The sequence below is a fragment of the Kribbella sp. CA-247076 genome (genome assembly GCF_050942445.1).
Lineage (GTDB): Bacteria > Actinomycetota > Actinomycetes > Propionibacteriales > Kribbellaceae > Kribbella.
In genome coordinates, this window is record NZ_CP192051.1 from 1,731,559 (window position 1) to 1,755,572 (window position 24,014).

23 protein-coding genes are annotated in these 24,014 nt (G+C 70.2%); 16 read left to right on the plus strand and 7 right to left on the minus strand.

The window, feature by feature from the left end:
* Positions 1–2: 2 nt before the first annotated feature.
* Positions 3–1,010, plus strand: a complete 1,008-nt coding sequence (locus tag ACQPYZ_RS08335; protein ID WP_433166851.1) for a substrate-binding domain-containing protein — start codon at positions 3–5, stop codon at positions 1,008–1,010.
* 83 nt (positions 1,011–1,093) lie between these two features.
* Here ACQPYZ_RS08335 and ACQPYZ_RS08340 read toward each other — a convergent pair whose 3' ends face one another.
* A complete protein-coding gene (locus tag ACQPYZ_RS08340) occupies positions 1,094–2,101 on the minus strand; it encodes a LacI family DNA-binding transcriptional regulator (RefSeq protein WP_433166852.1) in 1,008 nt (335 codons plus the stop codon).
* A gap of 126 nt (positions 2,102–2,227) precedes the next feature.
* Between ACQPYZ_RS08340 and ACQPYZ_RS08345 the strand changes: the two genes are divergently transcribed.
* The 3 genes from ACQPYZ_RS08345 to ACQPYZ_RS08355 are packed head-to-tail and all read left to right on the plus strand — an operon-like array spanning position 2,228 to position 4,594.
* Entirely contained in the window at positions 2,228–3,655 is a 1,428-nt protein-coding gene (locus ACQPYZ_RS08345; protein WP_433166853.1) for an NAD-dependent malic enzyme, read from the plus strand.
* Complete coding sequence (locus ACQPYZ_RS08350; RefSeq protein WP_433166854.1) at positions 3,652–4,029, plus strand: VanZ family protein; 378 nt, start codon at positions 3,652–3,654, stop codon at positions 4,027–4,029. The genes ACQPYZ_RS08345 and ACQPYZ_RS08350 overlap by 4 nt, the downstream gene beginning before the upstream one ends.
* Positions 4,030–4,036: 7 nt before the next feature.
* Positions 4,037–4,594, plus strand: coding sequence for a YqgE/AlgH family protein (locus ACQPYZ_RS08355; protein WP_433166855.1), 558 nt, complete (start codon positions 4,037–4,039; stop codon positions 4,592–4,594).
* Positions 4,595–4,600: 6 nt separating this feature from the next.
* Here ACQPYZ_RS08355 and ACQPYZ_RS08360 read toward each other — a convergent pair whose 3' ends face one another.
* Positions 4,601–4,873 (minus strand): DUF3039 domain-containing protein, encoded by a 273-nt coding sequence (locus tag ACQPYZ_RS08360; RefSeq protein WP_433166856.1) that lies wholly within the window; start codon positions 4,871–4,873, stop codon positions 4,601–4,603.
* A 139-nt stretch (positions 4,874–5,012) separates the two neighbouring features.
* On the opposite strand from ACQPYZ_RS08360, the gene ACQPYZ_RS08365 reads away from it, so the two are divergent.
* Positions 5,013–6,815 carry a DEAD/DEAH box helicase gene (locus tag ACQPYZ_RS08365; RefSeq protein ID WP_433166857.1) on the plus strand — a complete coding sequence of 601 codons (1,803 nt, stop codon included), beginning with the start codon at positions 5,013–5,015 and terminating at the stop codon, positions 6,813–6,815.
* Positions 6,816–7,074: 259 nt separating this feature from the next.
* The gene (locus ACQPYZ_RS08370; protein WP_433166858.1) at positions 7,075–10,431 is read left to right on the plus strand and encodes a CARDB domain-containing protein; all 3,357 of its coding nucleotides are present in this window, start codon (positions 7,075–7,077) and stop codon (positions 10,429–10,431) included.
* A 76-nt stretch (positions 10,432–10,507) separates the two neighbouring features.
* Here ACQPYZ_RS08370 and ACQPYZ_RS08375 read toward each other — a convergent pair whose 3' ends face one another.
* Positions 10,508–11,350, minus strand: coding sequence for a helix-turn-helix transcriptional regulator (locus ACQPYZ_RS08375; RefSeq protein WP_433166859.1), 843 nt, complete (start codon positions 11,348–11,350; stop codon positions 10,508–10,510).
* 101 nt (positions 11,351–11,451) lie between these two features.
* Between ACQPYZ_RS08375 and ACQPYZ_RS08380 the strand changes: the two genes are divergently transcribed.
* Positions 11,452–12,180 (plus strand): SDR family oxidoreductase, encoded by a 729-nt coding sequence (locus ACQPYZ_RS08380; RefSeq protein WP_433166860.1) that lies wholly within the window; start codon positions 11,452–11,454, stop codon positions 12,178–12,180.
* A 5-nt stretch (positions 12,181–12,185) separates the two neighbouring features.
* Here ACQPYZ_RS08380 and ACQPYZ_RS08385 read toward each other — a convergent pair whose 3' ends face one another.
* Together ACQPYZ_RS08385 and ACQPYZ_RS08390 are read right to left on the minus strand one after the other, a co-directional pair.
* Positions 12,186–12,731, minus strand: a complete 546-nt coding sequence (locus ACQPYZ_RS08385) for an NUDIX hydrolase family protein (RefSeq protein WP_433166861.1) — start codon at positions 12,729–12,731, stop codon at positions 12,186–12,188.
* Between the two features lie 82 nt (positions 12,732–12,813).
* Complete coding sequence (locus ACQPYZ_RS08390; protein WP_433166862.1) at positions 12,814–13,455, minus strand: helix-turn-helix domain-containing protein; 642 nt, start codon at positions 13,453–13,455, stop codon at positions 12,814–12,816.
* Between the two features lie 119 nt (positions 13,456–13,574).
* Here ACQPYZ_RS08390 and ACQPYZ_RS08395 point away from each other — a divergent pair, with 119 nt between their 5' ends.
* Complete coding sequence (locus tag ACQPYZ_RS08395; protein WP_433166863.1) at positions 13,575–14,336, plus strand: phytanoyl-CoA dioxygenase family protein; 762 nt, start codon at positions 13,575–13,577, stop codon at positions 14,334–14,336.
* Between the two features lie 43 nt (positions 14,337–14,379).
* Positions 14,380–15,612, plus strand: coding sequence for an MFS transporter (locus tag ACQPYZ_RS08400; RefSeq protein WP_433166864.1), 1,233 nt, complete (start codon positions 14,380–14,382; stop codon positions 15,610–15,612).
* Positions 15,613–15,625: 13 nt separating this feature from the next.
* Here ACQPYZ_RS08400 and ACQPYZ_RS08405 read toward each other — a convergent pair whose 3' ends face one another.
* Positions 15,626–16,438 (minus strand): hypothetical protein, encoded by an 813-nt coding sequence (locus ACQPYZ_RS08405; RefSeq protein ID WP_433166865.1) that lies wholly within the window; start codon positions 16,436–16,438, stop codon positions 15,626–15,628.
* A 55-nt stretch (positions 16,439–16,493) separates the two neighbouring features.
* Between ACQPYZ_RS08405 and ACQPYZ_RS08410 the strand changes: the two genes are divergently transcribed.
* Complete coding sequence (locus ACQPYZ_RS08410; protein WP_132150562.1) at positions 16,494–17,138, plus strand: IclR family transcriptional regulator; 645 nt, start codon at positions 16,494–16,496, stop codon at positions 17,136–17,138.
* Between the two features lie 19 nt (positions 17,139–17,157).
* On the opposite strand, the gene ACQPYZ_RS08415 is transcribed toward ACQPYZ_RS08410, so the two are convergent.
* The gene (locus ACQPYZ_RS08415) at positions 17,158–17,694 is read right to left on the minus strand and encodes an Lrp/AsnC family transcriptional regulator (RefSeq protein ID WP_433166866.1); all 537 of its coding nucleotides are present in this window, start codon (positions 17,692–17,694) and stop codon (positions 17,158–17,160) included.
* Positions 17,695–17,845: 151 nt separating this feature from the next.
* Here ACQPYZ_RS08415 and hppD point away from each other — a divergent pair, with 151 nt between their 5' ends.
* The 6 genes from hppD (at position 17,846) to ACQPYZ_RS08445 (ending at position 23,986) form a co-directional block, all read left to right on the plus strand.
* Positions 17,846–19,048 carry a 4-hydroxyphenylpyruvate dioxygenase gene (gene hppD, locus ACQPYZ_RS08420; RefSeq protein WP_433166867.1) on the plus strand — a complete coding sequence of 401 codons (1,203 nt, stop codon included), beginning with the start codon at positions 17,846–17,848 and terminating at the stop codon, positions 19,046–19,048.
* Between the two features lie 199 nt (positions 19,049–19,247).
* On the plus strand, positions 19,248–19,721 hold the full coding sequence (locus tag ACQPYZ_RS08425; RefSeq protein WP_433166868.1) for a hypothetical protein: 474 nt from the start codon (positions 19,248–19,250) through the stop codon (positions 19,719–19,721).
* Positions 19,722–19,788: 67 nt separating this feature from the next.
* Positions 19,789–21,174 (plus strand): FAD-binding oxidoreductase, encoded by a 1,386-nt coding sequence (locus ACQPYZ_RS08430; protein WP_433166869.1) that lies wholly within the window; start codon positions 19,789–19,791, stop codon positions 21,172–21,174.
* Between the two features lie 130 nt (positions 21,175–21,304).
* The gene (locus ACQPYZ_RS08435; protein WP_433166870.1) at positions 21,305–21,949 is read left to right on the plus strand and encodes a hypothetical protein; all 645 of its coding nucleotides are present in this window, start codon (positions 21,305–21,307) and stop codon (positions 21,947–21,949) included.
* A gap of 6 nt (positions 21,950–21,955) precedes the next feature.
* Positions 21,956–22,654 (plus strand): two-component system response regulator CseB, encoded by a 699-nt coding sequence (gene cseB, locus ACQPYZ_RS08440; protein WP_132317790.1) that lies wholly within the window; start codon positions 21,956–21,958, stop codon positions 22,652–22,654.
* Positions 22,655–22,741: 87 nt separating this feature from the next.
* Complete coding sequence (locus tag ACQPYZ_RS08445) at positions 22,742–23,986, plus strand: ATP-binding protein (RefSeq protein WP_433166871.1); 1,245 nt, start codon at positions 22,742–22,744, stop codon at positions 23,984–23,986.
* The last annotated feature ends 28 nt before the right edge of the window (positions 23,987–24,014 follow it).

Consider the following 24,014-nt stretch of genomic DNA (forward strand, 5'->3'; position numbering starts at 1 on the left):
TCATGCGCTCTCTGCGAATCCCCCTGGCCGCCACCGCGGTCGCCGCGCTGGTACTCGCCGGCTGTGGAACCACCAGCGAACGGACCGCGGACTCGCCGTCCGACGGCGCGTCCAAGTCCTGCGAGGGGGCCGACGGCAAGTACACGATCGGGATGAGCCAGGCGAACGTGGCCGAGCCGTACCGGCAGCGGATGGACGACGACATCCGGGCCGCGGCCGAGGAGGTGCCGCAGTTCGACGTCAAGTTCGCCGACGCGGCCCAGGACAACGCCAAGCAGGTCGCCGACGTGGAGAACTACATCACCCAGCAGATCGACCTGCTGATCATCAGCCCGAACGAGGCCAAGCCGCTGACCGCGGTGGTGAAGAAGGCCTACGACAAGGGCATCCCGGTGATCGTGCTGGACCGGAAGGTCGAGGGCGACGCGTACACCGGCTTCATCGGTGGGGACAACGTGCAGATCGGGTCGGAGGCGGGCAAGTACGTTGCCGAGAAGCTGCTGCCGCAGGGCGGGAACGTGGTCGAGCTGAAGGGCCTGGCCGGCGCGACCCCGCAGGCCGAGCGGCACCAGGGGTTCGTGGACGCGATCACGGCGAACCCGAAGATCAAGATCGTTGCCGACGCCAGTGGTGACTGGCTGCGGGAGAAGGGCCAGGCGCAGATGGACGCGCTGCTGAAGGCCAACCCGAAGATCGACGTGGTGTACGCGCACAACGACCCGATGGCCGAGGGCGCGTACCTGGCGGCGAAGGCGGTCGGCCGGGAGAAGGAGATGAAGTTCATCGGCATCGACGCGCTGCCGATCCCGTCCGGCGGGATCAAGGCGGTCGAGCAGGGCCGGCTGAGCGCGACCTTCACCTACCCGACGAACGGCAAGGAGGCGATCGCCGCCGCCAAGAAGCTCCTGGTCGGCTGCGGCACGATCGAGAAGTCCCAGATCCTCCCCACCCGCCTCATCGACGCCACCAACGCCGCGAAGATCTACGCCGAGGAGAACCCCACCGGCTGACGGGGTACCGAACGACAGGAGGTGCCGGCCTCCGGCCACGGGTGCTCGGCGGCGGGCGCCTCGACGTGACACCGCCCCGGGCACTACCTCCTGTCGTTCGGTCCCCGGGAACTCGCCCGCTCGATCAGCCGTGCTCCAAGGGTTGTGGCGGTCGGCGGGCGGCTGTTGTCGGCGATCCTTGCCAGCAGCAGCCGGGCCGCCACGGTGCCGATCTCGTACGCCGGTTGGGCGACGACGGACAGTGGTGGGTCGACGAGCTCGGCCCAGGGGGCGTCGTCGAAGGCGACCAGGCCGACGTCGCGGCCGGGACGGACCTTCAGCTCCTGGAGCGCCTGGAGGACGCCGACCGCCATCGCGCTGTTCGCGACCAGCAACGCGTCCGGCGGCTCCGCCTGCGACATCAGCTCCAGCGCCGCCCGGTGCGCCCCGGCCGCCTTGTACTCCGTCCGCCGGACGAGCCTCGGAGTGCTCCGGCGCTTGGCCGCCCTCAGCGCATCCCGGTAGCCGGCCAGCCGGTCGTCGGCCGTGCGTACGCCGCTGGGCCCGGTGATGCAGCCGATCCGGTCGTAGCCCTGGGCAATCAAATGCGCGGTCGCCTGCCGGGCCGCGAGCCGGGTGTCGACCAGCACCACGTCGCTGTCCTGTCCCGGCAGCGGGCGGTCGACCGCGACGTACGCCGTTCCGCGGCCGGCCAGCTTGGCCACGCTGGTCGTCGTACCGCTGGGGGACAGGATCACGCCGGCGACGCGCTCCTGGATGGCGACGTCGATGTAGCGGTTCTCCTTCTCCGCGTTCTCGTCGGAGTTGCACAGCACGACCGAGTAGCCGACCTCGTGGGCGACGTCCTCGACGCCGCGGGCGATCGCGGTGAAGAACGGGTTCTCCACGTCGGAGATGATCAGCGCGACCACGGCGGCCTCCTGGCGGCGCAGGTTCCGCGCCGGGCCGTTCGGCTGGTAGCCGAGCTCGTCGGCGGCCTGCCGGACCCGGGCGACCAGGTCCGGGTCGACGGTCGACTTCCCGTTCAGTGCCCGGGAGACGGTCGCCGTGGACACCCCGGCCCGCGCCGCCACGTCACTGATCGTCGCCACGGCACCTCCTTCCGACGGCCTGACGGACACAGTAACCAACCGGGTAATGGATTACCCAGCCCTCACCCGTGCACTTTACGAACACAACCTTCGGAGGTTTACCAGTGGCGTGAGAGGATCACCCGCGTGACTGCCTTGCCGAGTGTTTCGTACTCCATCACCGTTCGCCTCGAGGTGCCCGCGGGCGGCTCGACGGTGAGCAAGCTGACGACCGCGGTCGAGCAGGCCGGCGGTCTGGTCACCGCGCTCGACGTGACCGCGTCCGGTCACGAGCGGCTGCGGATCGACGTGACCTGTGCCGCCGCCGACACCGAGCACGCGGGCCGGCTGGTCGAGGCGATGCGCGCCGTCCCCGGCGTCGAGATCGCCCGGGTGTCGGACCGGACGTTCCTGATGCACCTCGGCGGCAAGATCTCGATGGAGGCCAAGCACCCCATCCGCAACCGTGACGACCTGTCGATGATCTACACCCCGGGCGTCGCGCGCGTCTGCCTGGCGATCGCGGAGAACCCGGACGACGCCCGCCGGCTGACGATCAAGCGCAACAGCGTCGCGGTCGTCACCGACGGGTCCGCCGTCCTCGGTCTGGGCAACATCGGCCCGAAGGCGGCGCTGCCGGTGATGGAGGGCAAGGCGGCGTTGTTCAAGCGGTTCGCCGGGATCGACGCCTGGCCGCTGTGCCTGGACACCCAGGACCCGGACGAGATCGTCCAGATCGTGAAGGCGATCGCGCCGGGGTTCGCCGGTATCAACCTGGAGGACATCTCCGCGCCGCGCTGCTTCGAGATCGAGGCGAAGCTGCGCGAGGAGCTTGACATCCCGGTGTTCCACGACGACCAGCACGGGACGGCGGTCGTCGTCCTCGCCGCGCTCTACAACGCGCTGCGCGTGGTCGGCAAGGACATCAGCAACGTGCGGGTGGTGCTCTCCGGCGCGGGCGCGGCCGGTACGGCGATCCTGAAGCTGCTGCTCGCGGCCGGGGTGAAGGACACCTGCGTCGCCGACATCGGTGGTGTGATCCACCCGGACCGCGACGGCCTGTCCCCGGAGCTGCGCTGGATCGCGGAGAACACCAACGCGGCGAAGTACAGCGGCGACCTGAAGGGTGCGCTGGCCGGGGCGGACGTGTTCATCGGGGTCTCGGCGCCGAACATCCTCTCCGGTGCGGACATCGCCACCATGAGCGAGGACTCGATCGTGTTCGCGCTGGCCAACCCGGTGCCGGAGGTCGACCCGGCGGCGGCCGGTGAGCACGCGGCCGTGGTCGCCACCGGCCGGAGCGACTTCCCGAACCAGATCAACAACGTGCTGGTCTTCCCGGGCGTCTTCCGCGGCCTGCTGGACGCGCAGTCGTCGAAGGTGTCGATCGAGATGGAGCTGGCCGCCGCCAAGGCGCTGGCCGGCGTGGTCACGGACGACGAGCTGAACGCGGCGTACATCGTGCCGAGCGTGTTCCACCCGGAGGTGCACACGATGGTGGCGCACGCCGTCCGGGATGCCGCGGGCGGCAAGGCGCCGGCGCACGAGACCTACCCGGACGACGCGCCCGCGTGACGGTTCCGATGACGGGGGCGGCCCGGTCCGGGACCAGGGTCTGGTTGTGGCGGATCGGGTTCGTCGCCGCCGTGGCGCTGCATCTGTACGGCGTCTACGCGCCGCGGGAGGCCGGTCCGCACGTCGGGATCCCACAGATCGACAAGGTCGCGCACCTGTTCCTGTTCGCGTCGGTCGCGTTCCTCGGGCTGATGGTCCGGATCCCGGCGCGCTGGTTGCTGGCGGCACTGGTCGCGAACGCGTTCGTCAGCGAGCTGGTGCAGTACTACGTCCTGCCGCAGCGCGACGGGGATCCGTTCGACGTCCTCGCCGACCTGGCCGGCGTGGCCCTCGGTGCTTGGGTGGCCTACCGCGTGGGCCGTCGTACGACATGATGGGGGCATGACGGCCTCGACCCTGACCGGTTCGCTGTTGGTGGCGACACCGCTGCTCGACGAGCCGCCCTTCCGCCGCTCGGTGATCCTGCTGCTGGACCACGACGACGACGGCGCCCTCGGGGTGGTGGTGAACCGGGCGGCCGACCTGGCCGTCGACCGGGTGCTCCCGGATTGGTCCACCAGCGTGAACGAGCCCGGGGTGCTGTTCATGGGCGGCCCGGTCGGCACCGACAGCGCGCTCGCGGTCGCCGAGGTGATCGAGTCGGCCGACCCACCGGGCTGGCGGGAGTGCTTCGGTCGCATCGGGCTGGTCGACCTCGACGTACCGCCGGCCCTGCTCGAGGGCGCGATCCAGCGGATGCGCATCTTCGCCGGGTACGCCGGCTGGTCGAGCGGACAGCTCGAGGGCGAGATCACCGAGGGCGCCTGGTACGTCGTCGAGTCCGAGCCCGACGACGTCTTCAGCCTGCACCCGGACACGCTCTGGCGCCGGGTCCTGCGCCGCCAGAACGACCAGATGGCCTATCTGGCGACGTACCCCGACGACCCCACCCAGAACTGACGCGAGCTACTCGTCGCCGCCCTCGCCGTCGTCGCCCGGGTTGAGCGAGTCCCAGATCTCCTTGCACTCCGGGCAGACCGGGAACCGCTGCGGATCCCGGCTCGGGACCCACACCTTGCCGCAGAGCGCGACCACCGGCGTGCCCATCACCATCGCCTCGGTCAGCTTGTCCTTCGGCACGTAGTGCGAGAACCGCTCGTGATCACCGGGCTCGGCCGGCGCCGGCTGCGTCCGCTCGTCGATGACCGTCTCGGCCCCAGGGGTCAGCTGAGTACTCATGCCCCCGAGTGTAGGCCGACTCATCAACAGAGCAGGGAACTTTCTCCACAGACCGGTCGTACCCCGACATGCCGTCCAGCAGTTGTCCTCGATGTCAGGTAACGTTCCTGCACGGCCGACAGTCGACTAACGGGGGAGTATGCCGTCCGTGGATTCGCACGCGCCCGCTACACCAGCCGTGCTTCCTCCGGCCTACCCGGACCGCGCAGCGTGGGGTACCGCGAGCAAGCTGCGGGCCTGGCAGGCGGAGGCACTCAAGCTCTACCTCGACAACCAGCCCAGGGACTTCCTCGCGGTGGCCACACCGGGCGCCGGCAAGACGACGTTCGCGCTGACCGTGGCTGCCGAGTTGCTGCACCGGCGGCTGATCGAGCGGGTCACTGTGGTCACGCCGACCGAGCACCTCAAGGTCCAGTGGGCCGAGGCGGCCGACCGGGCCGGGATCGCGATCGACCCGGCGTTCGCCGGCCGGCGCGGGAAGACGAACAAGGACTTCCAGGGCGTCGCGGTCACGTACGCCGGGGTCGCGGTGAACCCGCTCGCCTTCCGGGTCCGGACCGAGCGGTTCAAGACCCTGGTGATCCTCGACGAGGTGCACCACGGCGGTGACGCGCTCAGCTGGGGTGACGGCGTCCGCGAGGCGTTCGAGCCCGCGGCCCGGCGGCTCTGCCTGACCGGTACGCCGTTCCGCAGCGACGACAACCCGATCCCGTTCGTGACCTACGAGGAAGGCCACGACGGCGTCGCCCGGAGCAAGGCGGACTACACGTACGGGTACGGCCACGCGTTGCGCGACCACGTCGTCCGCCCGGTGATCTTCATGTCGTACTCCGGGGAGATGCGCTGGCGCACCAAGGCCGGGGACGAGGTGGCGGCGCGCCTGGGTGAGCCGCTGACGAAGGACCTGACCGCGCAGGCGCTGCGGACGGCGCTCGACCCGGCCGGCGAGTGGATGCCGGCCGTGCTCGCGGCCGCCGACAAGCGCCTGACCGAGGTCCGCCGGCACATGCCGGACGCGGGCGCCCTCGTCATCTCCGGCGACCAGAACACCGCCCGCGCGTACGCGAAGACGTTGCGTGAGCTGACCGGTGAGGCGCCGACCGTGGTGCTGTCCGACGAGAAGGCGGCCAGCAAGAAGATCGCGAAGTTCTCCGAGAGCGACTCGCGCTGGATGGTCGCCGTCCGGATGGTGAGCGAGGGCGTGGACGTGCCGCGGCTCGCGGTCGGCGTGTACGCGACGCCGACGTCCACGCCGCTGTTCTTCGCCCAGGCGGTCGGGCGGTTCGTCCGGGCCCGCAAGCGCGGCGAGACGGCGTCGGTGTTCGTGCCGTCGGTGACCCGGCTGCTGGGCTTCGCCGCCGAGATGGAGGTCGAGCGCGACCACGTGCTCGGCCGGAAGAGCTCGGCCGAGGACGGCGACATCTTCGCGCTCGAGGACGACCTGATCAAACAGGCGAACCAGACCGAGGGCGCCAGCGACGAGCTCGAGGGGAACTTCGAGGCGCTCGGGTCGGACGCGAGCTTCGACCGGGTGGTCTTCGACGGCGGCGACTACGGCACCGGCGGCGAGAACGCGTCGGACGAGGAGCTCGACTTCCTCGGCCTGCCCGGGCTGCTGGAGCCCGACCAGGTGCGCGAGCTGCTGCACAAGCGCCAGCAGAAGTCGCTCGCCGCCCAGAAGAAGTCGAAGCGCTCCACCTCCGGTCGCGACGACGAACCGACGCCGGCCGAGTTGGCCACCCACGAGCAGATCGGGTTGCTCCGCCGCGAGCTCAACGGACTCGTCGCCGCCTGGCACCACCGGACCGGCCAGCCCCACGGCGTCATCCACAACGATCTCCGCCGCAAGCTCGGGGGTCCGGCGGCTGCCCATGCGTCGTCGATCCAGCTCAAGGAACGCATCGAGCTGATCCGAGACTGGGCCGCCCAGCGCCGCGCCTGACCGCGCCCGCACCGCCCGACCCCGCGCCCGACCGACCCGCCGCCCGCCCGACCCGGCGCGCGCCTGCCCTGGCACGTTCGCCCCACCCCGCCGACCGGGGTGGGGCGTTTTGCTGTGTGCCGAGGTGTTGACGAGGTGCGGGGCGAACTGCAACCTTTGACTACCGCCCCGCAAGAATCTAGCAAGATCATGAAATTTCAGTAGCAACCTCTTGAGGGTGCGGCGCCCGCCCCCGCCCACCCGACGGAGGACCCACTCCATGCCTCGACAGAACCAGCCCGCCTGGCGACTACTGATCGGTCTGCTGGCGGCCGCGCTGGTCGCGACCGGTCTGCTGCTCCCCGGACCCGCGACCGCGGCCGCCACCGCCGATCTCGCCAAGACCCTGACCGCCAGCAGTTCGCTCGGCGCGTACCCGAGCGGCAACGCCGCCGACGGCAACCAGAACACCTACTGGGAGAGCGCCAACAACGCCCTCCCGCAATGGATCCAGGCCGACCTCGGCGGCACCACCGAGGTCAACCGGGTGACGCTCAAGCTGCCCGCGTCCTGGGGTGCCCGCACCCAGACCCTGACCGTCCAGGGCAGCACGAACGGTTCGTCGTTCAGCACGATCGTCGGCAGTACGGCGTACTCCTTCAGCGGCTCCAACACGGTGACGATCGACTTCGCCACCACCTCGACCCGCTACGTCCGGCTGGTGGTGACCGCGAACACCGGGTGGCCGGCCGCGCAACTGTCGGAGTTCGACCTGGCCGGGCCTGGTGGCGGGCCGATCGAGCCTCCGATCGGGACGAACCTGGCGACCGGCAAGCCGATCGAGGCGTCGTCGTCGGTGTTCGAGTTCGTCGCCGCGAACGCGAACGACACGAACATCGCCACCTACTGGGAGTCGAACGGCTTCCCGGCGACGCTGACCGTCAAACTCGGCGCGAACGCCGACCTGAGCGCGGTCGTGGTCAAGCTCAACCCCGACCCGATCTGGGGCCCGCGGACCCAGAGCATCCAGGTCCTCGGCCGGGAGCAGTCCGCCACCGGCTTCACGTCGCTGGCGGCTCGCACCGACTACCAGTTCAGCGCGTCCGGCAACCAGAACTCGATCACGATCCCGGTCACCGGCCGGTACGCCGACGTACGGCTCCAGTTCTTCGCCAACACCGGCGCGCCAGGCGGTCAGGTCGCCGACTTCCAGGTCATCGGTACGGCGGCGCCGAACCCGGATCTCGTGGTCACCGCGGCCACGTGGAGCCCGGCCAACCCGACCGAGACCACGCCGATCACCTTGTCGGCCACCGTCCGCAACTCCGGCTCCGCGCCCGCCCCGGCGAGCAGCCTGAACTTCCTCCTCGGCGGCACGGTCGCCGGCACCGCCTCGGTCGGCGCCCTCGCCGCCGGCGCCTCGACCACGGTCAGCGCGAACGCCGGGACCCGGGCCCAGGGCAACTACACCGTCGCCGCGGTGGCCGATCCGGGCAACGCGATCGTCGAGCAGGACGACAGCAACAACACCTTCCAGTCACCCACCCAGCTGACCGTCGGCCAGGCGCCCGGCCCGGACCTCCAGGTCACCGGCATCACGTCCAACCCGGCGAACCCGGCACCCGGCGCCCAGGTCTCGTTCACCGTCACCGTGAACAACCGCGGTACGGCGGCGTCCGGAGCCAGCGTAACCCGGCTCACCGTCGGCAGCACCACCCTGAACACGAACACCGCCGCGATCGCCGCCGGTGCGACCGTGAACGTGGCGATGACCGGCACGTGGACAGCGACCAACGGCGGCGCCACCCTCACCGGCCTCGCCGACGCGACCAACACCGTGGCCGAGACCAACGAGACCAACAACACGTTGAGCCGGTCGATCGTCGTCGGCCGCGGTGCGGCATTGCCGTACACGTCGTACGAGGCGGAAGCGGGCGACCACAACGGCACGCTGCTCGTCGCGGACGCGAAGCGGACCTTCGGGCACACGAACTTCGCCACCGAGTCGTCCGGCCGGCAGTCGGTCCGGCTGAACGCGACCGGCCAGTTCGTCGAGGTCACCTCGACGGTGCCGACCAACTCGATCGTGGTCCGCAACTCGATCCCCGACTCCGCCAACGGACAGGGTCTCGAGGCCACCATCAGCCTGTACGTCAACGGTGTCTACAAACAGAAGCTGACGCTGTCGTCGCGGCACAGCTGGCTCTACGGCAACAGCGACGGACCCGAGTCGCTGACCAACACCCCGGGCGGCGACGCCCGCCGGCTCTTCGACGAGTCCCATGCGCTGCTCGGGACGTCGTACCCGGCCGGCACGAAGTTCAAGCTGCAGCGCGACTCCGGGGACACCGCCGGCTTCTACATCATCGACATGATCGACCTCGAGCAGGTCGCTCCGCCGCTCACCCAGCCGGCCGGCTGTACGTCGATCACGCAGTACGGCGCTGTGCCGAACGACGGGATCGACGACGCGGACGCGATCCAGCGCGCCGTCACCGACGACCAGAACGGCGTGATCAGCTGCGTCTGGATCCCGCAAGGCCAGTGGCGGCAGGAGAAGAAGATCCTCACCGACGACCCGCTGAACCGGGGTCAGTACAACCAGGTCGGGATCAGCAACACCACCATCCGCGGCGCGGGCATGTGGCATTCGCAGCTCTACTCGACCATCGAGCCGCAGAACGCCGGCGGGATCAACCACCCGCACGAGGGCAACTTCGGCTTCGACATCGACAAGAATGTGCAGCTGTCGGACATCGCGATCTTCGGGTCCGGCCGGATCCGGGGCGGTGACGGCAACGCCGAGGGCGGGGTCGCGCTGAACGGCCGGTTCGGCACCGGGACGAAGATCAGCAACGTCTGGATCGAGCACGCGAACGTCGGGGCCTGGGTCGGCCGCGACTACGACAACATCCCCGAGCTGTGGGGTCCCGGCGACGGGCTCGAGTTCAGCGGGATGCGGATCCGCGACACCTACGCCGACGGCATCAACTTCGCCAACGGCACCCGCAACTCCAAGGTGTTCAACTCCTCGTTCCGGACGACCGGCGACGACGCGCTCGCGGTCTGGGCGAGCAAGTACGTCAAGGACCAGTCGGTCGACATCGGCCACGACAATGCGTTCACCAACAACACCATCCAGCTGCCGTGGCGCGCCAACGGCGTCGCGATCTACGGCGGCTACGGCAACAGGATCGAGAACAACCTGATCTCCGACACGATGAACTACCCCGGCATCATGCTGGCGACCGACCACGACCCGCTGCCGTTCTCCGGGACGACGTTGATCGCCAACAACGCGCTCTACCGGTGTGGCGGGGTGTTCTGGGGCGAGGCGCAGGAGTTCGGTGCGATCACGCTGTTCCCGGCGAACCTGCCGATCCCGGGCGTGACGATCCGCGACACCGAGATCCACGACTCGACGTACGACGGGATCCAGTTCAAGACCGGGGGTGGTGAGATGCCGAACGTCCAGCTCACCAACGTCCGGATCGACAAGTCGAACAACGGCTCCGGCATCCTCGCGATGGGTGGTGCCCGCGGCAGCGCGGTGCTGAACAACGTCGTCGTGACCAACTCGCGCGACGGCGACATCGTGAAGGAACCCGGTTCGTCCTTCACCTTCACCGGCCAGTAGCCGGACCGCGCTCACCGGGCGCCGGCCCCTCCCGGTGACGGCGAGCCTCCGCATCCCACTCCCGGGGTGCGGAGGCTCAGCCCTGCGACATCGCCTGCGTGCCGATGACGCCGAGGAGGCGCAGCGCCTGGTCGGAGGGCGAGCCGGGCTCCGCGGTGTAGAGAATGACGCGCTGGTCCCGCTCGGGGACGACGAGTACCTCGCAGACGACGTCGATCCGGCCGACCTCGGGGTGGAAGATCGTCTGGCACATGCTCTGCTGCCGGCTGACCTCGTGCAGCGCCCAGATCCCGGCGAACTCCTCGCTCCCGGCCACCAGGTCCGCCACCAACTGCGCGAGCGCCGGATCGTCCGGGTACGTCGCGGTCGCGGCGCGCAGGTCCGCCGCGGCCTCGAAGGCGAAGTCACGGGTCGCGGACTCGCCGAACCGGTCGGCCTGCCGGTCGCCGTGCAGGAACCGCAGCCGGAGCAGGTTGCGCTCCTTCACCGGCAACGCGGAGAAGTCGGTGATCAGCGCCGCGGCCATCGGGTTCCAGGCGAGGACGTCGTACTTCGCGTCCAGCACCAGGCCGGGAACGTCGAGCCGCTCGAGCATCCGCAGAACACCGATCCGGACGTCGGCAGGTGGTCCGGGCGGCGGGCCGGGCTGTTCGCCGGCGAGCCGGAAGAGGTGGGCGCGCTGGTCGTCGTTCAGTCGCAGCGCCCGGGCGAGACCGGTGAGCACCGGACGGGACGGACGCGGACCGCGGCCCTGCTCGAGCCGGGTGTAGTAGTCGGTCGACATCGTCGCCAGGCTCGCGACCTCCTCACGGCGCAGCCCGGGCGTACGCCGCCGGACGCCCGCGGGCAGGCCGACGTCGGCGGGCTGCAGCGCCTCCCGCCGTAGCCGCAAGAACTCCGCGAGCTGTCCCCGGTCCACGCACCCAGGATTCCAGCCGCCGGCAACCTCAGCCAGGGACTGCCGATCCCAGGCTCGGCCCGCTCTGCCTGGGGACGGCGAACCGCCGCAGCCTGGACCGCATGACCACGAACAGGATCGCGCTCGTCACGGGCGCCAACAAAGGCATCGGCAAGGAGATCGCCCGGCAGCTCGGGCAGGCAGGGTTCACCGTGCTGGTCGGCTCCCGGGACGTCGCCCGCGGCGAGCTCGCCGTGAAGGAACTGGTTGCCGAGGGCCAAGATGCGGCGACGATACAGCTGGAGGTGACCGACGAGACCTCGGTCCGGGCGGCGGCCGACCGGATCGAGACGGAGTACGGCCGGCTGGACGTGCTGGTGAACAACGCGGCCGTCATCCCGGACGGCGACGACGCGGTCTCCCGGGTGCGGGGCGACGTACTGCGGGCCGCGTTCGAGATCAACGTGATCGGGCTGGTCGGAGTGACCCAGGCCATGCTGCCGTTGCTGCGGAAGGCGGAGCGGGCGCGGATCGTGAACCTGTCGACCGCGCTGGCGTCGTTCGAGCTGGTCGGGGATCCGGACTCACCGCTGTCGGAGCTGCTGACGCTGGGCTACAACGCGTCGAAGGCCGCGGTGAACATGGTGACCGTGATGCTGGCCACCGAGCTCCGCGGCACCGGCATCCTGGTGAACGCGGCCGACCCGGGGAACTGCGCGACCGACATGGGTGGCTGGGACGCTCCGCGCACACCACAACAGGGCGCGGCTGTTGCGGTGCGGCTGGCGACGCTGGGCGCCGACGGACCGAGCGGCGAGGTCCACGCCGAGGAGGGCCGCCTGCCCTGGTAGACAGGTCAGATCAGGGCGCCGGACCAGGCGAGGGCCTGCTTGAGGAGTTGGCCGCGGCCGCCTTCGAGGTCGGCGAGCAGACTCGGCTCGAGGGCTTCCTTCGGCGTCAGCCAGGTGAGCTCGAGGGCGTCCTGGCGCGGGTTGCACTCGCCGGTGACCGGTACGACGTACACCAGGGCGACGGCGTGCTGACGGGGGTCGTGCAGCGGGGTGACGCCGGGGAGCGGGAAGTACTCCGCGACCGTGAACGGCGTCGGGCTGACCGGCAGGCGCGGGAACGCGGCCGGGCCGAGATCCTTCTCGATGTTCCGCTGCAGGGCGCCGCGGATCGACTCCCCGTGCAGCACCCGGCCCGACACCAGGGTCCGGGTGATCTGACCGGTGGTGGCCGAGCCGCGCAGCAGTACGCCGACCTGCTCGATCTGGCCGGCGTCGTCGATCCGGGCCGGGACCGCCTCGACGTACAGGATCGGCACCCGGGAGCGGGTCTCCTCGAGCGCGAACTCGGACAGCCAGCCGGGGTTCGGGTCAGGAGTACGAAGGGAACTCATGGTGACCATCTTTGCCCACCGGCGCCGGCCCGCGCCCGGTCAGGTCCACCTCCGCGCGTCGCCGTCCGGCGCGGGCGCGCGGCTAGGGGCGGAAGGTGGCGCGGTAGCGGGTGGGGCTCAGGGCGAAGTGGGCGTGGAAGCGGCGGGTGGCGTGGCTGGGGTCGTGCCAGCCGACCATCGCGCCGATGGTGGCCACCGGCAGGTCGGTCTCGATCAGCAGTCCGGCGGCACGCTCGGCGCGCAGCCGGTTGAGGTAGGCCATCGGTGAGATCCCGGCGGTCCGCTTGAACAGCCGGACGAGGTACCCGGGCGCGAGGTGCACCGCCGTGGCCAGCCGGTCCAGCGTCCACGCGTCGTCGATGCTTGCCTCCAGCAATCGCATGGCGTGCTGGACGGCCGGGTGCGCGGGGCTCGGGGCGCCGCCGGGGACCAGCGCGCCGGACAGGAAGGCGAAGATGTCGGCGCCGAGGTAGGCGTTGCGGACGACCAGGCCGTCGCAGTCGGCGTACCCGTGCCACTCACCCGGGCGGAGGACCACGATCGAGTCGCGTTCCAGCCGGACCTCGCCCGCGGCCGACACGTGCGTGCCGGTGCCGGCCAGGACGACGGCGATCTCGAAGAACGCGTGGCTGTGCGGAGCGATGTCGGCGGCCAGCTCGATCCGTTCGCCGGCGACCGGCAGGCGCTGGTCGGGGAAGACCTCACTGCTCAGGATCTCGTGCACGGACGGCTCCGCTCAGGTCAAGATCGGTCAAGGACCGGTCAACGACCGCCTGTCCCGCGCCGGCGATCCACGTAAGGCTGGAAGCATCCACCCGGCAACGGATCCCGAGGAGCCGACCGATGACCACGACCGAGCCTACGACAGCCTTCACGCTGGACGACGAGACCATTTCGGCCTACCGCCGCGACGGCGTCGTGCGGATCCGGAACATCATCAGCGCCGAGGAGGCGGCCCGGTTCCGGGACGCCGCCGCCGCGGCGAGCGGGATCGCCGAGGACTACGCGACGAACTCGCCGATCTTCAACCAGTACGTCAACATCTGGCAGCAGAACGACGTACTCCGCGAGCTCACCCTGGACCCGCGGCTGGCCGCCGCGGCCACCGCGCTGGCCGGGGTCCCGCTGCGGATCTGGCACGACCAGGTGCTGATCAAACCGCCGCACAACGGCGCCGCCACCGAGTTCCACCAGGACGCGCCGTACTGGCCGCACGCCGGCTCGCGGCACTCGTTGTCGGTGTGGGTTGCGCTGGTCGACGTACCGGTCGAGCGCGGCTGCATGACGTTCATCCCGGGGTCGCAGGACCACCAGGATCTGCGCAGTCAGGACCTGTCGGACCGCGACGACATGTTCCGGGCCGCGCCCGACCTGCGCTGGGAGACGCGCACGACGATCCCGCTGCGGGCCGGCGACTGCACCTTCCACAACGCCTACCTGGCGCACTCGGCCACGCCGAACCTCACCGACGACCCGCGGATCGCGCACGTGGTGATCTACATCGACGCGGAGACGTCGTTCACCGGCGGCGGTCACGTGGTCACCGACGGCCTCGGTCTGACCGCCGGGTCGCCGTTGGAGCACGAGCGCTTCCCTCGGGTCTGAGCGCGGGCACCAGTAATTTCACGTGATGACATAAGTTGCAGGAGTGCGTCTGCTCACTGATGTCCGCCCGCTGCGGGAATCACCGGATTTCCGCAGGTTGTGGATCGGATCGACGGTGTCGCAGCTCGGCCAGCAGATGACCGCGGTGACCGTGTCCATCCAGGTGTACGCCGTGTCGCAGTCCACGTTCGCGGTCGGGCTGGTCGGGCTGTGCTCGCTGGTCCCGCTGATCGTCTTCGGGCTTTACGGCGGCGCGATGGCCGACGCGATCGACCGGCGTACCCTCGCCCTCGCGTCGTCTGCCGGGCTCTGGCTGCTGTCGATGGTCCTGGTGCTGCAGTCCCAGCTGCACTGGAACCAGCTGTGGGTCCTGTACGCCGTCGTCGCGTGCCAGTCGGCGTGCTTCGCGGTCAACAACCCGGCGCGGTCGGCGATCATCCCGCGGCTGATCCGTCCGGAGTTGCTGCCGGCCGCGAACACGCTCAGCCAGGCCGCGTTCAACCTGGGCTTCACCGCCGGGCCGTTGCTCGGGGCGGCGGTGATCGCCTGGCACGGGTTCGCGGCGGCGTACCTGATCGACGTACTGACGTTCACGGCCGCGCTCTACGCGCTGTTCCGGCTGCCGTCGGTGCCGCCGACCGGTGAGGTCCGCCGGGCCGGGCTGCGGTCGGTGCTCGAAGGGTTCACGTTCCTGCGGGCCGCGCCGGCGCTGCTGGCGACGTTCCTCGCGGACATCCTGGCGATGGTGTTCGCCCAGCCGCGGGCGCTGTTCCCGGCGGTCGCGGGCGCGTTCTTCGGTGGGGGAGTCCGGACCGTCGGTCTGCTGCAGGCGGCGCCGGCGATCGGTGCGCTGGTCGGCGTGGTGTTCTCCGGCTGGGTGAGCCGGGTCCGCCGCCAGGGCGTGGCGATCGTGGTCGCGATCACCGTGTACGCCGCCGCCGTCGGATTGTTCGGGCTGTCCCGGACGATCTGGCTGGGGGTCGCGCTGCTCGCGTTGTCGGGGGCGGCCGACATGGTCAGCTCGGCGTACCGGAACACCGTCCTGCAGTCGGCCGCACCGGACGCGATGCGCGGTCGGCTCCAGGGCGTCTTCATCGTCGTCGTGGCCGGCGGGCCGCGCCTCGGCGACTTCGTGGCGGGCACGTCGGCCTCGCTCACCACGCCGACGATCGCGCTCGTCGGCGGCGCGACCGTGTGCATCGTCGGGCTGCTGATCCTGCTCGCCCGGAACCGGCCGTTCCGGGTCTACGACTCCAGGACCCGCGCGCTCAGCTGACGCCCGATCAGGCTCAGCCGCCGGTCAGGAGCTTCTTCACGACGGTCGGCCAGGAGTCGACGTCGGGATCGATCCGCCGCATCGGCTTGTCGTCGACGGTCACCACCGGCCGGTCGCCGAGCGGCTTCTTCAGCTTGAACGCCGTCAGCGAGATGTTGTCCTCCCGCGGGCACGGCTGGTTGGCCGCGACCAGGACCACGACCTTGTCCTCCTCCTCGGTGATCCGCAGGTCGAGGTTGCACTTCAGCCCGGTCCCGACCAGCAGGTCGGCGTCGTCGTACGCGGGTGCGTTCTGGATCCAGCGCAGGTACGTCGGCTTCTTCTTGTGCACCACCTGGTACAGCTCGACCGGTTGCGGCCGGTCCGCGTTCGACGAGCCGGTGCCGTCGCCGAAGAAGCTGCCGTAGATCATGCCGATGCACGGGTCCTCGGCCGGCTTGCCGTCGACCGCGCCCCATGCCTTGGCCGCCTGGTAGCAGGCGTTTGACTCCCGGTTCAGGCTGACGTTGAACCCGAACAGGGCCACCGCGGCGGCGATCAGGGCGATCGCGAGCATCCGCCGGGACTTCACCTGCTGCGGGCCGAGCGCACCGGCCGGGCGCTGCTGGGCCTGGTGCTGTGCCTGGTTCTGGGGCTGATTCTGAGCCTGATTCTGGGCCTGGTTCTGGGCCTGGTGCTGGACCGGTTGGGGGTCCTCGGGGAACTGGCGGAACAGGCCGAGGATCGAGTTGGTCCACTGCGGATTGATCAGCGTGGGGATCGCGTAGAGCAGGATCAGCCCGATGATCACGGCGATGGCGGGGAGGAGCGCCCAGTAATTTCGCACGGCAGCAAGATACGGGGCCATCGGGCCGTGCCCGAAAAACGGATACGCTTCGGAGGTGCCCGCAGAGACGTCCCAGACCCTCGACCGGGGACTCACCGTCCTCGAGTTGCTGGCGGACGCCCCGGACGGCCTCTCGATCACCGAGCTGGCCGCCGCTCTCGGGGTCAGCCGGACCGTGGTCTACCGCCTGGTGAACACGCTGGAGCTGCACCGGCTGGTCCGGCGTGACAGTGAGGGCCGGGCCCGCCTCGGTCTCGCGGTGCTGCACTACAGCCGCCGCGTCCAGCCGACCCTCCGTGACGCCGCGCTGCCGGTCCTGCGCTCCCTCGCGGAGGACACCGGCGCCACCGCCCACCTGACGGTCGCGGACGGTGACGAGGCCCTCGCGATCGCGGTGATCGAGCCGAGCTGGACGGACTTCCACGTCTCCTACCGGATGGGATCGCGGCACGCGCTCGACCAGGGCGCCGCCGGGAAGGCGATCCTGGCCGGCCGCCGCAAACCCGACCCGGCCGGCCGCCCGTTCGTGGTCACCTCCGGCGAGCTCCAGGCCGGCGCCCAGGGCGTCTCCTCCCCGGTCCTCGGCGTCCCCGGCGTCGAAGCCTCCATCGGCGTCGTCGTCCTCGGCAAACTCGACCGGGACTTCGTCGGCCCCCGGGTAGCCCGAGCCGCAGTAGAAGTAGCCAAACGCCTCGCCTGAGTCGCGGACGCCCAGGCCATCACAATCGGCGCGCACCTGCCCCGGTGCCGCTCGGCTCTGTCGTCCTGGGTGCGTTGTGATGGCCTGGGCGTCCGGCACTCGCCTCGACCAGCGGAAGCACTCGGTGGGGGATTTGTTCGGCCAGGGCGATGACGGTGGAGGCTCGTTGGATGCCTTGGACGATGACGACCTGGTCGATGACGCGTTGGAGGTCGGCGTTGGAGCGGGCGACGATGCGGCACCACAGGTCCTCGGCGCCGGTGATCGTGTGCACCTCGAGGACCTCCGGGATCCGCGCCAGCGCCTCGGCGACCGCCGTATGGCCTGAGCCCTGCTCGATCTGCAGCGTCGCGAACGCCGTCACCGGATAGCCGATCGCGGTCGTGTCGATGTCCGGCCCCCACCCGCGGACGACCCCGTCACGCTGCAACCGGTCGAGCCGGGCCTGCACCGTCCCGCGAGCGACCCCGAGCCGCCGCGACGCCTCCAGCACCCCGACCCGCGGCTCGGCCGCGAACAGCCCCAGGATCCGCGCGTCCAGCGCGTCCACCGCCATACCGAACCTCCCGAGGTGGTCAGCCTGACCAAATGGTCCAGCAACAAGCCAACGATACTGCACAACCTGACCACTGAAACCACGAACTGTTGCGCAACCTGTCCCTCGCCAGACAGGCTCGGCGGCACGCACCCCGACCGGGAGGACCACGATGACCAGCACCGACCTCACCCCCGCAGAGCTCGACGCCGATCTCGACCTCGACCAGTTGAAGCAGCTCGTCGGCCTGGTGCCGTACGACGAGAGCACCGACCCGTTCCCGGTCACGGCGATGGACGCGGTGGTCTTCGTGGTCGGCAACGCCACCCAGACCGCGAAGTATTACCAGCTCGCCTTCGGGATGGACCTGGTCGCGTACTCCGGCCCCGAGACGGGCAACAAGGACAACAAGGCGTTCGTGCTCAAGGCCGGTTCCGCCCGCTTCGTCATCACCGGCGGGGTCAGCCCGAAGAGCCCGCTGCTCGACCACCACCGCAAGCACGGGGACGGGGTCGCCGATCTCGCGCTCGAGGTGCCGGACGTGGACAAGTGCATCAAGCACGCCCGCGCGCAGGGTGCCGTCGTCCTCGAGGAGCCGAACGACGTCACCGACGAGCACGGCACGATCCGCCGGGCCGCGATCGCGGCGTACGGCGACACCCGGCACACCCTGATCGACCGCAGCCGGTACGACGGTCCGTACCTGCCCGGCTTCGTCGCCGCGGCCACCCAGGTGACCCGGCCGGAGGGCCACCCGAAGCGGCTGTTCCAGGCCGTCGACCACGTCGTCGGCAACGTCGAGCTCGGCCGGATGGACGAGTGGGTCGGGTTCTACAACAAGGTGATGGGCTTCGTGAACATGGCGGAGTTCATCGGCGACGACATCGCCACCGACTACTCCGCGCTGATGAGCAAGGTGGTGGCCAACGGCAATCACCGGGTGAAGTTCCCGCTGAACGAGCCGGCGATCGCGAAGAAGAAGTCGCAGATCGACGAGTTCCTGGAGTTCTACGACGGCGCCGGCGCCCAGCACATCGCGCTGGCGACCAACGACATCCTGCGCACCGTCGACATCATGCGGGCCAACGGCGTGGAGTTCCTGAATACGCCGGACTCGTACTACGACGACCCGGAGCTGCGGGGCCGGATCGGCAAGGTGCGGGTGCCGATCGAGGAACTGAAGGCGCGCGGCATCCTGGTCGACCGGGACGAGGACGGCTACCTGCTGCAGATCTTCACCAAGCCGATCGGCGACCGGCCGACGGTGTTCTACGAGCTGATCGAGCGGCACGGCTCGCTGGGCTTCGGCAAGGGCAACTTCAAGGCCCTGTTCGAGGCGATCGAGCGCGAACAAGAGCGCCGCGGCAACCTCTAGCCGAGATCGTTGCCCGGGAGGTGTTTCCCACACCTCCTGGGCAACCACCTGCCGGGGTTAACCGGTGAACCTGTTGCCGGGTGCAACTGGATACGGCGTGTCGCCGTCCGATTACCGGAATGACTGTCGGGGCAGGGGCTGTTCGCGTAGTGTGCCCGATGGGTGTGCGTCGGGGCGTACACCCAGGAAGGGTTTCGTCATGAAGACACTGGGCATTCTGCTCAGCACCGCGGGCCTGGCCGGGGTGGGCGCGATCGCCCTCGCGGCGACGCCGGCCCAGGCGGCCGAAGACGCCGCCTGTTCGGGTGCGAGGTCCATCGCGTCGGCGCCGATGCTGCGTGACCACAAACCGCCGAGCTGGGGCACGGTCCGGCTCGTCCGCGACAGCTGCTACCGGTACTGGGCCGAGGTGACGATGGCCTCGCCGCTGCCGGCGAACGCGAAGGCGAACGCCTACCTGGTGCAGTACGGCGGTGGCAGCAACGGCCGCGTGCTCAGCTGCGACAGCAGCGGCGGCAACGGTGCGGTGGTGAAGGGTCAGCGGACCTGCCGGACGCCGAAGGTGAAGGCGACCGCGGGCAGCATCACGTTCGTCGCGATCGGCCGCGAGTTCCACAACTACGGCGGCGGCTACGAGGAGATCTCGGAGAACGCGACCTCCCGCACCCGGTGACGGCCTGTCCTGATCCGGACACCCACGCCTTGCACACAACTGCTCGGTAATCACTAGGCTCGGCCGTATGAGTGACGTTGTCGAGCAGTTACGGCAGGCGTTGCCACCGGAAGCGTTGGTGACGGACCCGGACCGGATGGAGAGTTTCCGGTACGACCGGGCGATGTTCTGCCCGGCCGGGATGCCGCTTGCCGTCGTGCTGGCGCGGGAGACCGCGCACGTGCAGGCGGCGGTGCGGATCGCGGCCGAGGCGGGTGTGCCCGTCGTACCCCAGGGCGCCCGGTCCGGGCTGTCCGGTGCCGCGAACGCGCTCGACGGCTGCATCGTGATCTCGCTGGAGAAGATGGACCGGATCCTCGAGATCGAGCCGGTCGACCGGTACGTCGTCACGCAGCCGGGGGTGTACAACGCCGTCCTGTCCCGCGCGGTCGAGGAGCAGGGGCTGTTCTACCCGCCGGACCCCTCCAGCTGGGAGTTCTGCTCGATCGGCGGCAACCTGTCCACGAACTCGGGCGGCCTGTGCTGCGTGAAGTACGGCGTGACCACGGACTACGTGCTCGGCCTGGAGGTCGTCCTGGCCGACGGGCGGGTGCTGCGGACCGGGCGTCGTACCGTCAAGGGCGTCGCCGGCTACGACCTGACCAAGCTGATCGTGGGCAGCGAGGGCACGCTCGGCATCATCACCGAGGCGACGCTGGCGTTGCGCCCGCTCGCGGCCCGGCCGCGGACGATGGCGGCGCTGTTCGACTCCGGCGTCGCGGCCGGCCGGGCGATCACCGAGATCATCCGCAGCGGGGTGTCGCTCAGCCTGCTGGAGATCATGGACCGGACCACGATCGCCGCGGTGAACCAGTACAAGCGGATGGACCTGCCGACCGAGGCGGCCGCGATGCTGCTGGCGCAGTCGGACGCGGGTGGCGAGGCCGGCGCGGCCGACGTCGCGACCGTCGCCAAGCTGTGCCGCGACCACGGCGCGATCGAGTGCATCGAGGCGGAGGACCCGGCCGAGGGCGAGCTGCTGCTGGAGGCCCGGCGGGCGGCGCTGATCGCGCTCGACCAACTCGGTACGACGATGATCGACGACGTCTGCGTGCCACGGTCGCGGCTGGCCGAGTTCATCGGGATGATCGAGACGTGCGCCACCGAGCTGGACATCACCGTGGGGGTGCTCGGACACGCCGGTGACGGCAACATGCACCCGACCGTGGTGTTCGACGCCGCCGACCCGGGCCAGGCCGAGCGGGCACAGCAGGCGTTCGACCGGATCATGGAGATCGGTCTCGAGCTCGGCGGCACGATTACCGGCGAGCACGGTGTCGGCGTCCTCAAGCGGACCTGGCTGGCCGAGGAGATCGGCCCGGTCGCGATCGACGTCCACCGGGCGATCAAGGCGGCGCTGGACCCGCGGAACATCCTGAACCCGGGCAAGGTGGTGGCCGACGAGGCGTTGTGATCCAACCGCAACGGAACTGCCGGGGCCATTCGACGTCCATGGCCGTCGAATGTGACGTCCGGCCAGCACTATGGAAGGTAGTTGTCTGAATCTCCCGGGGGAATCGATGAGGCAGGGTAGGAGGCGCCCTATGCGCATGCGGCCAGGGCCCGCCTCACCCGGTGCGTCCCGCGGGGGACGCCGTACTCTGCTGCCCGTGCTCGTCACGCTGACCGCTCTGGTCGGCCTGGCCGCCTGCGCGAACAGTGGCGGCCTGCGGGTCGAGGGCGCGGACGCGCCTGCCACCGCGCCTACTACCAAGGCCACTCCGTCCGACCAGCCGTCGGTGCTGCAAGGGGTCGAGCCGGAGCCCGCGGCGCCCGTCGACCTGCGCGAGGTCCGGGTGAAACTGCTCGCCGACAGGCACCTGCCGAGGCAGGCGCGGAGCGTGCTGACGAAATGTACGGTGATTGCGCGTTGCCTCAGCCGGGGTACGTCCGTTGATGTATTGCACAGCGGTACACCTCAGCAGATCGTCCTGATCCACACCCTCGAGAACTTCGTCTTCGGTTTCTTCCTGATCGCGGTCGAGCCCACCGGCCCGCGCCCGGTCTGGAACCTCGAGGCGGATCAGCCGACGGTCAACGCCAGTCCCCATGGCGACCTGGTGGTCGAGTCGAAGATCTTCACGATCGACGACGCGGTCTGTTGCCCGTCGGGCCGGCGGGTCGAGGTCTACCGTTGGAGCGGCCGGCAGATGATCAAGGTGAGCTCGACGGACAACAAGGGAGACTGAAGTTCGGTGGTACCGGAAGAACCGGCAGCGCGCATCCTCATGGTCGAGGACGACGCGGTGATCCGTGAGGCGACCCAGTTGACCCTCGAGCGGCACGGCTACGACGTCACCACGGCCGAGGACGGCCTGGAGGCGATCGAGCGTTTCGAGAAGATCCACCCGGACGTGGTGATGCTCGACATCATGCTGCCCGGGCTGGACGGCATCTCGGTGTGCCGGCGGATCCGGGAGACCAGCACGGTCCCGATCGTGATGGTGTCCGCGCGCGGTGACGCGCTGGACGTCGTCCTCGGGCTCGAAGCGGGCGCGGACGACTACGTGACCAAGCCCTTCGACACCCAGGTCCTGGTGGCCCGGTTGCGCGCGGTGATGCGGCGCGCGGTGTCGGACCCGGAGCGACCGGCTCCCGCGGCCGGGACCGGGGTGGAGTCGTTCGGCGACCTCGAGCTCGACCGGGAGGCGCTGGAGGTACGCCGGGGTGGTGCGACCGTGCAGCTGACACCGACCGAGCTCAAGCTGCTGATCGAGTTCGCGAACAACCCGGGTGTCGTGCTCAGCCGGTCCACGCTGCTGCAGCGGGTCTGGGACTACGAGTGGGGCGGTGACGGCCGGCTCGTCGACGTCCACCTGCAACGCCTGCGGACCAAGATCGGCGCGGACCGGATCGAGACCGTCCGCGGATTCGGGTACAAGCTGCGGGCGTAGGCGTGTCCGGCGTCGCTGGACCGTCGGACACCACCTGGATAGTGTCCCCCGACGGGAGCACACCGACCTCGGACGGAAGGCACTGACGTGGGACTGCGCGGGAAGCTGGGTCTCATCTTCCTGCTGGTGTCCTCGCTCGCGATCCTGGTGCTCTGCGTCGCGGTCTACACCCAGTCGCAGTCGGCCCGGCTGGACCGGACCCGCAGCTTCGCCGACGAGCGGATCCAGCTGGCCGCGGCGTCGTACGACCGCAACGGCGTCACCGTGTTCAACTCGAAGCTGGACGACCCGGAGCTGCCGCCGCAGTTGCGGGAGGCGGTGCTGCAGGGGAAGCGGGCGACGTTCAAGACCGGCTCGCCGAACGCGAAGATGTGGGCGGCGGCCGGGGTCAAGGACGGCCGGATCCTGTCGATCGTCCAGGACTACGAGAGCAGCGACGACTCGATGAACGCGCTCCGGCAGGCGCTCGTCCTGGGCGGTATCGGCACCGTCGCCCTGGTCGCGCTGGTCAGCGTGATCCTGGCCGGGAGCTTGTCCAAACGGATCGTCGCGGTCGCGGGTACGGCGCGCCGGATCGCGGCCGGGGACCTGGACGCGTCGGCCGCCGAGGCGGTCGGCAAGGGCAAGGACGAGGTGCAGTCGCTCGCCACCGCGCTGGACACGATGGCCAGCTCGCTGCGCGGGCAACTCGAAGCAGAACGGCGTTTCACCGCGGACGTCGCGCACGATCTGCGGACGCCAGTCACCGGTCTGACCACGGCCGCCGAGTTGTTGCCGCCCGGCCGCCCGAGCGAGCTGGTCCGGGACCGGGCGAAGGTGCTGCGGCGGCTGGTCGAGGACCTGCTCGAGATCGCCCGGTTCGACTCGGGCGTGGAGCAGGCCGACCTCGAGCTCGTCGGTCTGGGCGCCTTCGTCGGCTCGGCGGTCGGCCGGTTGCGGATGCAGCAGGCGCTGGATCCGGACAGCGTGGTCGTCCGGCAGACCGGCCCGGACGTGACGGTGTCCACCGACTCGCGCCGGATCGAGCGCATCCTGGCCAACCTGATCGTCAACGGGCTGCGTCACGGCAAGCCGCCGATCGAGGTGACGGTGTCCGGCCGGACGGTCGAGGTGGTTGACCACGGCAACGGGTATCCGGAGGAGCTGATCGCCGAGGGGCCGCGCCGCTTCCGGTCCGGGATGGCCGAGCGCGGCGTCGGTCACGGTCTCGGCCTGACCATCGCCGCCGGCCACGCGAAGGTCCTCGGCGCCGACCTCACCTTCGGCGAGGCGCCCGGCGGCGGCGCCCTCGCCCGCCTGGTCCTCCCGCCCGAGCCTGGGGCCAAGTCGTGACGCCACGCGTGGATGGACCCAGAGACCG